General features: G+C 40.8%; 10 protein-coding genes. 9 read left to right on the top strand and 1 reads right to left on the bottom strand.

Going from position 1 to position 10,403, the window contains the following annotated elements:
* The first annotated feature begins 182 nt into the window (after positions 1-182).
* On the top strand, positions 183-1,094 hold the full coding sequence (locus tag CXF61_RS00565) for an XRE family transcriptional regulator (RefSeq protein WP_102077929.1): 912 nt from the start codon (positions 183-185) through the stop codon (positions 1,092-1,094).
* Between the two features lie 412 nt (positions 1,095-1,506).
* On the opposite strand, the gene CXF61_RS00560 is transcribed toward CXF61_RS00565, so the two are convergent.
* Positions 1,507-2,424, bottom strand: coding sequence for a LysR family transcriptional regulator (locus tag CXF61_RS00560; protein WP_165596771.1), 918 nt, complete (start codon positions 2,422-2,424; stop codon positions 1,507-1,509).
* 244 nt (positions 2,425-2,668) lie between these two features.
* Here CXF61_RS00560 and CXF61_RS00555 point away from each other — a divergent pair, with 244 nt between their 5' ends.
* The 8 genes from CXF61_RS00555 to CXF61_RS00520 form a co-directional block, all read left to right on the top strand.
* Complete coding sequence (locus tag CXF61_RS00555; RefSeq protein ID WP_102077927.1) at positions 2,669-3,841, top strand: muconate/chloromuconate family cycloisomerase; 1,173 nt, start codon at positions 2,669-2,671, stop codon at positions 3,839-3,841.
* Between the two features lie 89 nt (positions 3,842-3,930).
* Positions 3,931-4,221, top strand: a complete 291-nt coding sequence (gene catC / locus CXF61_RS00550) for a muconolactone Delta-isomerase (RefSeq protein WP_102077926.1) — start codon at positions 3,931-3,933, stop codon at positions 4,219-4,221.
* A 213-nt stretch (positions 4,222-4,434) separates the two neighbouring features.
* Positions 4,435-5,358 (top strand): catechol 1,2-dioxygenase, encoded by a 924-nt coding sequence (gene catA / locus CXF61_RS00545; protein WP_165596770.1) that lies wholly within the window; start codon positions 4,435-4,437, stop codon positions 5,356-5,358.
* A gap of 131 nt (positions 5,359-5,489) precedes the next feature.
* A complete protein-coding gene (gene benA / locus CXF61_RS00540) occupies positions 5,490-6,869 on the top strand; it encodes a benzoate 1,2-dioxygenase large subunit (RefSeq protein ID WP_165596769.1) in 1,380 nt (459 codons plus the stop codon).
* A 62-nt stretch (positions 6,870-6,931) separates the two neighbouring features.
* Positions 6,932-7,438 (top strand): benzoate 1,2-dioxygenase small subunit, encoded by a 507-nt coding sequence (gene benB / locus CXF61_RS00535; RefSeq protein WP_413775317.1) that lies wholly within the window; start codon positions 6,932-6,934, stop codon positions 7,436-7,438.
* A 138-nt stretch (positions 7,439-7,576) separates the two neighbouring features.
* Complete coding sequence (benC, locus tag CXF61_RS00530) at positions 7,577-8,602, top strand: benzoate 1,2-dioxygenase electron transfer component BenC (RefSeq protein WP_264755649.1); 1,026 nt, start codon at positions 7,577-7,579, stop codon at positions 8,600-8,602.
* 49 nt (positions 8,603-8,651) lie between these two features.
* Complete coding sequence (locus tag CXF61_RS00525; protein ID WP_165596767.1) at positions 8,652-9,431, top strand: 1,6-dihydroxycyclohexa-2,4-diene-1-carboxylate dehydrogenase; 780 nt, start codon at positions 8,652-8,654, stop codon at positions 9,429-9,431.
* 78 nt (positions 9,432-9,509) lie between these two features.
* Positions 9,510-10,403 (top strand): benzoate/H(+) symporter BenE family transporter (locus CXF61_RS00520; RefSeq protein ID WP_165596766.1); only part of this gene is annotated, 894 nt, incomplete at its 3' end.

Raw genomic sequence — 10,403 nt, 5'->3', positions numbered from 1 at the left:
AAACTTTTAAATCAAGTTAAAGTTTCCTAAATTCTAAAATTGATTAAATATAGGCTTTATACAAAGGATATTTAATATAAAAGTGCCGTAAAAACTCGTTTAAATAAAATTTCACATAAAAGTTTCCTGTGCTAAAATGACATTAGGGAAACTTTTATGAAATCTTAATTAGAGAATGCTTTATGAGTGAATACCTGAAGGAAGTTGCAGCTAGAATTAAGAGATGCATGAATGATAAAGGTCTTAGACAAGTAGACATTGTAAAGACCACAGGTGTCTCAAAATCAAGTGTCTCAAAATGGCTTGGAGGAAGAGCCTGCCCAAGTGGAGAATACTTGCTTCGTCTTTCTCAAGTTTTAGATAAACCCGAATACTGGATTTTAAATGGTGAGTATCCCTACTCTTCTTATGCGGACATTGATGATGCAATGGACTATCTAAATTCAGTAGAAGAAGATAATAGGCAAATCTACATTAAAAAATTAGGATTAGATCCTAAGCTTCCATATAGCATCCGGTATTTACGTGACGAATTTGAAGATCGTATGTATTGTGAACATGAACATCAATTTGAATTATCTGCCGAACAAGAAAAGCAAATCGAAGCATATGAAGAAGAGAAATATGAGAGATGGTTTGAATCAAATATAACAGTGGATAATATGCTTGAAAACAGAGATACGTTGAAAGAGATAGAGAAGCTTTTCAATTCAACTAATTTCATTTCTAACTTTCAATACTCGAACAAATCACTAAGATCACCCTCTGAAATTGCAGAGCGATCAAAAACTCAACTTGACAAGACATTATATTATAGTCAAGAAGATATCAGCATGGAGCCCGTGATCATGCGAGGTGCCCAGTGCTCAGTCGATTTAAGCAAACGGACAATTCGAGATGGCAAAATTTATTTAATTAGAAGATATGATTTCTATGGTATGAGAACATTATTTAGCCAATCAGATGGCAGCTTGCTTCTTCAGAGTAAGAATATAAATTACCCAAATGAGGTAGTTTCTAAAAACGAAGTAGATAGCTTAGTGATTATCGGCTATGTCTACGCTTGGGCTAACTTTGATCCTTGGGAAAACTAAACCGACCCAATATTGTCAAAGTTTTAACACTTTGAGAGAATACGATAATGAACACACAGAAATACGCCCTTGAGATTATATAGTACGATGTTCGCATATTAAGTAGAACAGTAAAAAAGTTAAGGTTAACATATTGAGGAGCTTAATCACGTGAATGAAGATCTTAAGCAAGAGTGGTGGTTGGCTTTATTGATAAACATAAATATGGCACTCTAACCATATTTTGAGTATTAGCAATTACTATATCAACCTATCGCCATGAGAAATATTTAGCTGATAATATCTGTAGTGGATTACTTAACAGGATACCTTTGGGTCAAGGTAACTGAAAGCATTTAATATAAATGGTAGTTACACAGAATCTGGAATGGGCTCCTCAGAATCTGAGATGGGCTCGGGATTTCATATATGTTCAAATCTTCTCACGTTTATAAACAAAGCCTTCTTCATCGTAAATTTGATAAGTAACATCTAATAGCGTTTCCAATAATTCAGACTTATCGAAATGCCTGACACTCATCACAATTGGCGAAGTTAGTATCCCCTCTTCAAATGGTATATAGGTTATCTCTTGATGACGTAAATGCTCAAGTGTCTTTGGTACGATAGTCAGACCTTCACCTGCTGCTACCAACCCTAAGGCAATATGCAATTCACGTACTTCAATAAAATAGTTCGCTTTCAAATTACGGGTTTCAAATAATTCCAATACATAATCAATGAAACTGGGCCTCGGTGCTGTTGGATAGAGTAAGAGATTTTCATTTGTTAAATCAATAAGGCTCAAACTGTTGCATTTTTCTTTTGATAAGGGATGTTCTATAGGAACAGCCACTACTAAATCTTCCTCTCTAAGCACCATTCGCCTGATAGAAGCATCTTCAAATAACAACCTGCCAAAACCTACATCTATCTTACCTTCTGTCAATGCTTGCGTTTGTTGCCAGGAGTTTAGCTCATATAATTTAACCTCGATATTCGGATGAACTTCTCTAAAACGTGATATCACTCTCGGTAATATGCCATACAATATAGACGATACAAAACCTATCGAAAGCGAATTATCGAAATTTCCCTTACGAATAGTCATGGTACGCAGGTCGTCTGATTTTTTTAGAATTTGAGTCGCATGATCATAAAAAAACTCGCCAGCCTCAGTGAGTTTCAAGGGACGGTTCTCCCTATCAATAAGCGTAACGCCAATCTCTTCTTCTAATTGTTTTATTTGCCGGCTAAGTGGTGGCTGCGAGATGTACAAACGAGCAGCTGCTTTATTAAAGCTTTTTTCTTCTGCCACGGCTATGAAATAGCGTAAATGCCTAAGTTCCATTATTCTTCCTTGATTGACTTTCTATTGCTTCTATCCTAAGTCGTTCTAGTCTCTTCCCTTTTTTCTATCACCTACTTCATATACAGAATGTCCATACTTAAAGAACATAACATGATACCTACCTTTCAACAAAATACCTAAAAAGTATTAAAATAAGACTAAATAGGTCTTAGACATGTCGATATTTAACACCTATAGTTCTTATTAAGCATAAGGAAGCCAAAATTTTATACTAAGGACAGATATGATTCGTTCAATTAATACTTTACTAGTACCAATACCTACTATTCGAGCGCATAAACTTGCTTGTACCGTGATGAATGAACAAGTATTGGTTCTGGTACATATCCAAACCGAAGATGGCTACGAAGGTTGGGGCGAAGCAACGACGATTGGCGGTTTAAGTTATGCTGAAGAAAGTCCTCATAGTATCAAAACCAATATCGATACTTACTTTACCCCTCTCTTGATGAAAGAGAAGCCTACAAGTACAGCAAAAGCAATGCAGCTCTTGAACACCCACATCAGCGGTAATCGTTTTGCAAAATGCGCGATTGAAACTGCTCTACTCGACATCGAAGGCAAAAGACTCAACTTACCTATCAGCGAGCTCATCGGTGGTCGCGTCCGTGATCGTATCGAAGTCGCATGGACGCTTGCTAGCGGAAATACTGATACCGATATCGCTGAAGCTCATCAAATGATTGAACAAAGAAAACATCGAATTTTTAAATTAAAAATAGGTAGCAACCCTATTCTTGATGATATTGCCCATGTATTAGCTATTAAACAAGCTTTACCCGATTGCCGCATCACCGTTGATGTTAATCAAGCATGGACAGAGCTTGAAGCTATGAAAGGGATTAGTCTGTTGCAGGACGGCGGCGTTGATTTAATCGAGCAACCAGTATCGATGCGTAATAAATCAGCCCTAAAGCGTTTAGCTGAACACTTCGACGTGGCTATTATGGCTGATGAAATTGTGCAAGATCCATATAATGCTTTCCAATTGGCAGCGGATCACTGTGCCGATGTCTTTGCTGTAAAAATTAATCAAGCCGGCGGATTGAAGGCCGCCTGTCTCATTGGACAAATGGCACATCTAGCGGGTATCGAGCTTTATGGCGGGACGATGCTAGAAGGACCCATTGGTACTGCTGCATCAGCGCATGTGTTCTCTACCTATCCTAGTCTGAACTTTGACACGGAGCTGTTTGGCCCGTTGCTATTAACAGAGGATATCCTAGCTCAGCCGCTTGATTATCAAAATTTTGGTTTAACTATTCCAACTGGCGCGGGTATAGGTATAGAAGTAGATAGTGACAAAGTATATCACTATGCCAGACAATCAAATTTATCATCCTCAAATCCGATGTCGTTAAGAACTTACGTAAGCGACTCTCACGCTGGGGTCTGATAGACCTCTACTAAAAGCTCCACGCAATAAGTGCTGATAAAGACCAAATATCAGCTATATAACTACCCATAAAGTATAAGGACATAATTATGTTATATCACGTCAGAATGGATGTGTTGTTACCGACAGATATGAATGCTGATAAGGTCAGTGAACTTAAGCAAGCTGAAAAAGCACTATCACACAAACTGCAAGAACAAGGTAAGTGGCGTCATATTTGGCGCTTAGCGGGAGAGTATTCTAACTTTAGTATTTTCGATGTCGAAAGTAATGAAGAACTACATGACATTATGATGTCGCTACCACTTTACCCTTATATGAAAGTCGAGGTCACCCCTTTACTTCGTCATCCCTCTTCTATTCGCGATGATGATAGTTAGTGCCCTATAACGCTATTACTAGATTTCATTAATACCGTTGATGTTAATCAAATAATAGCATCCCAAGATCGCCTTAATCTATTTTTTAACAATTATTGGTCTATACCAGACCAACGGACACCTATTGCCAAAAATAAGCAATGAATGAATGTATTTTGAGTAAGAGTGCTCGCTATAACTACCTTTTAAATAGTCCTCAACAAGGAGAGAGACATGGAACGCAGCCAAATTGAAGCATTAGCCACTCAGTTCATCAAAGGTAAAATTGACTTTCCTGAACAAGTTAACCCACGTATACAAGACATTGTCTTACGTATCGTAACCGACCTCATGCAAACCATCAATGATTTGAAAATCACGGCCGATGAATACTGGTCTGGGGTTGAGTTCATTGGGGATTTAGGCAAAGAGGCAGGATTACTCTCTCCTGGCCTTGGTTTTGATCACTTCATGGACTTAATGATTGAAGAAGACTTAAAAGCGGCGGGTCTTGACGGTGGCACTGTACGTACCATCGAAGGTCCACTCTATGTCGCTGGTGCGCCAGAAGAAAAAGGCTTTGCGCGTCTAGATGATGGCACTGATCTTGACAATGGCACCGTGCTATTCATGCAAGGGACCGTTTATGGCGAAGATGACAAGCCATTGCCAAATGCCAAGGTTGAAGTATGGCATGCCAATAGCTTAGGCAATTACTCTTTCTTTGATGAGTCGCAGTCGCACTTTAACTTGCGTCGTAGCATTATCACTGATGAAAACGGCCATTATGCTTTTCGCAGTATCGTCCCATTAGGTTACTCAGTGCCGCCAGAAGGTATGACCCAAAAAATATTGGGCGCGCTAGGACGTCATGGTCATCGCCCAGCTCACATTCACTTCTTCGCGAGTGCTGACGGTCATCGCAAATTGACCACGCAGATTAACATCGATGGTGATGAGTATCTGTGGGATGACTTTGCCTTTGCTAGCCGTGAAGGCTTGGTACCAGAAGTGACGATGGTTGAAGATGCTGACAAGCTACAAGAAAAAGGGCTGGACGCGCCGTATGCCAGTATCGATTTTGACTTTCATTTAGTGAAAGACATTGATAAGCCAGTACAAGGCAGTGAAGTTGAACGTCGCCGTGCTCAAGCTTAATTATTGAGTATCGCTAGCTACTGTTAGCAACCACTAAATTTTATAGATTTTCGCTTGATATGCACTCAGTTGTCGTATCAAGCGTCATACCCTAACATCGTTTAACACCGTTATTTACAAGGAAGAAAGCCATGAGCGAGCGTATTAATCTAATACCTGAAGGATCAGATATCGCTATCGATGATTTTTTAGAAGAAAATGTAGAAAAAGGAATTTATCGCCTACATCGCAGTGCCTTTACCAATGAAGAGCTGTTTGAGCTTGAAATGAAACATATCTTTGAAGGCAACTGGGTTTATCTGGCTCATGAGACTCAAATCCCTGATAACAACGACTACTATACAACATACATCGGCCGCCAGCCGGTCATCGTTGCGCGTAATAAAGAAGGTGAACTGCATTGTATGATCAATGCCTGCTCCCACCGCGGCGCTCAATTATGTCGTCATAAAAAAGGCAATAAGGCAACTTATACGTGCCCCTTTCACGGTTGGACTTATAACAACTCGGGCAAGCTGCTTAAAGTTAAAGATCCACGCGGCGCAGGTTATCCTGACGCTTTTAATAAAGACGGCTCTCACGACCTAAAGCAAGTGAAACTTGCCAATTATAAAGGTTTCTTGTTTGCAAGTCTTAATGATGATGTCGAACCGATTGAAGACTGGCTTGGCGGCTCAACCAAAATCCTTGACATGATTGTCAATCAATCACCAGAAGGCTTAGAAGTATTACGTGGCACCTCAACCTACACCTTTGATGGTAACTGGAAGCTACAAGCTGAAAATGGTGCTGATGGCTACCATGTTTCAGCTGTCCATTGGAACTATGCTGCGACAACAGCACGTCGCAAAGAGCAAGAAGCGGAAAAAGAAGACAATATTAAAGCCATGAATGCTGGTAAATGGGGTCGTCAAGGTGGCGGATTCTATTCTTTTGAGAACGGTCATTTACTACTTTGGACTCAATGGGAAAACCCGCAGGATCGTCCTAATTTTGCGTATCGCGATGACTATGTTGCCCAATATGGTGAAGCAATGGCCGACTGGATGATTGGACGCTCACGTAACTTATGCTTATATCCAAATGTTTATATTATGGATCAATTTAGCTCGCAAATCCGTATGCTACGTCCAATATCCGTTGATAAAACTGAAGTCACTATCTGGTGTATCGCACCGAAAGGCGAAAGCGATGAAGCACGTACTCGTCGTATCCGTCAGTACGAAGACTTCTTTAACGTAACTGGTATGGCAACACCAGATGACTTAGAAGAATTCCGCTCATGCCAGCAAGGTTATAACGGCATTAAGCTAGAATGGAACGACATGTGTCGTGGCTCTGAGCACTGGATAGAAGGCGCTGACGAAGGTGCAAAAGCCATCGACTTGAAGCCTTTGTTAAGCGGAGCTAAGACTGAAGATGAAGGATTGTATACCGTGCAACATCGATATTGGCATGAAGAGATGAAAAAAGCCCTAGAGCAAGAACAGCAGCTACATGGCGCAGGCTAATATTAGCTACCTACTTAGACCAGTAACTTGCTAGTTATTGCAGGACGAACAAATATAAAAGGATATCGCTAATGAAAAATGCAACGGTTAATATCGAAGATGTGCGTCAGTTTCTGTACCGTGAAGCACGATTGCTTGATGAAAAAAAATGGGAAGAATGGCTGGCTTGTTATGACGAAGAATGTCCGTTTTGGATGCCTAGTTGGGATGACGATGGCGAGCTAATAAGCAACCCGCAACGCGAAATATCTCTGATTTATTACCCTGATCGTCGCGGGCTTGAAGATCGAATTTTCCGTATCGAGACTGAGCGTTCTTCTGCAACCATTCCGGATACTCGCACCACACATAACCTATCTAATATCGAATTACTTGAAGATAATGACGGCATTGTTAGCGTCCGATTTAACTGGATCAATAAGTCTTATCGTTATCATGAGACCAACACTTATTGGGGGTTCTCTAAATACAAGATAGACATGAATCAAGCTAGCCCAAAGATCTTGGACAAATACATCGTATTAAAAGATGATTACGTACATCAAATTATGGATGTATATCACGTCTAGAGTTCGCATGATTTTATTTATGCTTGCCAGCTAGTACAAATAATCAAATTTAAAAATAGTTTGTTGGTAATTTATGAAGTATCAACGAGCCAACCAAAAATATAGTGATGTTAGTCAGTAGCCATATATTGAAAAAGGATGTTTCTCATGGAATACAACATAGCTCTACAGTTTGAAGATGGTGTCACGGGATTTATCAAATGCGAAGATGATGAAACCGTCGCCGAAGCCGCTTATCGTCAAAAATATAATATCCCTGTGGATTGTCTTGATGGAGCTTGCGGTACCTGCCGTTGTCATTGTGAGTCGGGCAGCTATGACATGCATCCTGATATGTATATTGAAGAGGCGCTGACCGAAACCGAAGCTAATGATGGCTACGTCTTGACCTGTCAAATGATTCCTGAGAGCGACTGCGTCATTAAAGTGCCAACCTCATCAGAAGCCTGCAAAGTCAGCAAATCTGTGTTCAAAGGTAAGCTGCAGCAGCTAAATGTATTGTCAGAATCCACCATTCACTTCGGCGTTGAGATTGATAACCCAGATGCCTTAGTATTTTTACCTGGGCAGTACGTCAATATCACCATCCCTGACTCTGATGAGACACGTTCCTACTCTTTTAGCTCAATGCCTAGTACCAATCAAGCTGAATTTGTCGTCCGTAACATTCCCAATGGCAAAATGAGTACCTTTTTATCTGATATTGCCAAGCTAGGTCAAGATATTGACTTTGAAGGACCATTCGGCAGTTTCTACTTACGTCCTATCGTACGTCCTACTGTATTTTTAGCTGGTGGTACAGGTATCGCACCCTTTTTATCGATGCTAAAAAGCTTAGAGATATCGGGCGCTCATCATCCTATCAAGATGGTCTACGGTGTTACTAATGATGCTGATTTGATAGAGATTGAAAAACTGGAAGAAGTGAAGAAAAACCACGATTGGTTTGACTATTATACCTGTGTAGCAAGCGAGGAAAGCGTCCATAAGCGCAAAGGCTATGTAACCAGCCATGTTGAAACTGATTGGCTAAATGATGGCGATGTTGATGTCTATTTGTGTGGTCCTCTGGCAATGGTCGATGCCGTTAGTAATTGGTTAGATACAAGTAGCCTCAAACCTAGCAATTTTTATTACGAAAAGTTCACACCTAGTGAGCAGTAATATAGCTCAAACAATACAGCGATAGAATACTTTTCTCTAGGAGACAGCAATGAGTAAGCGCTTTGATAATAAAGTATGTGTCGTAACGGGTGCCGCACAAGGTATCGGTCGCGGGGTCGCATTACGCTTAGCAAATGAGGGTGGCAAGATAGTCATGGCAGACTTCTCACCTTTGGTAGAAGACGTGTTAACAGAAATTACTGCAAATGGCGGGCATGCGACGACAATCCAAGCTGATCTTGAGACTTATCGAGGGGCACGGGATGTTATCGATAAAGCACTTGATACCTACGGTCGTATTGACATATTGGTCAATAATGTAGGAGGTGCAATATGGATGAAACCATTCGTTAATTTCTCTGAGATAGAGATTGAAAAAGAAATTAGTCGCTCACTATTTCCAACATTATGGTGTTGCCATGCGGTACTGCCAACGATGATCAAACAACAATCTGGCACTATCGTTAATGTTTCCTCCATCGCGACACGTGGTATCAACCGTATACCCTACTCAACTGCAAAAGGCGGTATAAACGCCATGACTGCATCACTTGCTTTTGAACATGCAAGTGATGGAATTCGCGTTAATGCAGTGGCAACGGGTGGTACTGAAGCCCCGCCTAGAAAGATTCCACGTAATACAAAGCCTTCAACTGATGAGGAGAAAGGCTGGATGAACGCAGTTGTTGATCAAACCATCAACAGCACATTTATGAAACGTTACGGCACAATAGATGAACAAGTCAATACCATCGCATTTTTGGCTTCTGATGAATCTTCCTATATCACTGGAAGCACTATCCCTGTAGGCGGTGGTGACGCAGGCTAATCTCTCTCCTCAGGTTATTAAGTAGCATAGCGTTGAACAGAGAACTATCTACTCGCTGCTGATTTGCAAGGAAGCAATATGGCAAACGTAATACACACATTGAAAGACGACTGGTCAATCTCTGCCACCGTAGCAGGTTTTTTGGCCGTACTGATTTCTTATGCTGGCCCCTTAATTATCTTTTTTCAGGCAGCACAAGCAGCGCAGGTATCAGAAACGATGATGGCATCGTGGATCTGGGGAGTATCTATAGGTGCCGCCGTCTCAGGTATCTATTTATCTATTAAATATAAAACCCCTATTATTACCGCTTGGTCAGCACCCGGTACGGCTCTACTGGTAACCGTCTTTCCGAATATGAGTATTAATGAAGCGATAGCCGCTTATATCGTATCAGCGATTGTGATTTTTTTAGTAGGTGCAACTGGATCTTTTGACAAGATTTTAAGATGGATTCCTAATGGTATCGCTGCCGGTATGATGGCAGGTATCCTGTTTCAATTTGGTTTAGAGTTATTTGTAGCAACCAATACGATGCCATTTATCGTATTTAGCATGCTTGGCTGTTACTTAGTAGCCAAGCGATTTTCACCACGTTATACCATGATTTGGGTACTGCTATGCGGTATCATTTTAAGTGTTCTATTAGGAAAAATGAACCCTGTCAATATAGATTTAGCCATTACCATACCTACTGTAATATGGCCTGAGTGGACGTGGAATGCCGTATTCAACCTTGCGATTCCACTCATTCTTGTGAGCTTAACTGGACAGTTTTTACCTGGTATGGCGATTCTTAATCTTAGTGGTTATGACACACCAGCCAAGCCTATCGTCAGTATTACAAGCCTAGCTTCGTTAGTAGTCGCCTGTGTAGGGGGTATTACGATTGTCCTAGCAGCAATCACCGCAGCACTTTGTACTGGTAAGGATGCCCATGAATTAAAAGAGAAACGCTACATAGCAGGTGTG

Source organism: Psychrobacter sp. 4Dc, assembly GCF_002836715.1.
GTDB lineage: Bacteria > Pseudomonadota > Gammaproteobacteria > Pseudomonadales > Moraxellaceae > Psychrobacter.
This window is presented reverse-complemented; position numbering and strand designations above follow the sequence as displayed.

Excerpts from the sequence above, each read along its gene's own strand:
- catA (WP_165596770.1), top strand. The coding sequence starts at position 4,435 with ATGGAACGCAGCCAAATTGAAGCATTAGCCACTCAGTTCATCAAAGGT.
- CXF61_RS00560 (WP_165596771.1), bottom strand. The coding sequence starts at position 2,424 with ATGGAACTTAGGCATTTACGCTATTTCATAGCCGTGGCAGAAGAAAAA.
- CXF61_RS00555 (WP_102077927.1), top strand. The coding sequence starts at position 2,669 with ATGATTCGTTCAATTAATACTTTACTAGTACCAATACCTACTATTCGA.
- benA (WP_165596769.1), top strand. The coding sequence starts at position 5,490 with ATGAGCGAGCGTATTAATCTAATACCTGAAGGATCAGATATCGCTATC.
- CXF61_RS00565 (WP_102077929.1), top strand. The coding sequence starts at position 183 with ATGAGTGAATACCTGAAGGAAGTTGCAGCTAGAATTAAGAGATGCATG.
- CXF61_RS00525 (WP_165596767.1), top strand. The coding sequence starts at position 8,652 with ATGAGTAAGCGCTTTGATAATAAAGTATGTGTCGTAACGGGTGCCGCA.
- benC (WP_264755649.1), top strand. The coding sequence starts at position 7,577 with ATGTTTCTCATGGAATACAACATAGCTCTACAGTTTGAAGATGGTGTC.
- catC (WP_102077926.1), top strand. The coding sequence starts at position 3,931 with ATGTTATATCACGTCAGAATGGATGTGTTGTTACCGACAGATATGAAT.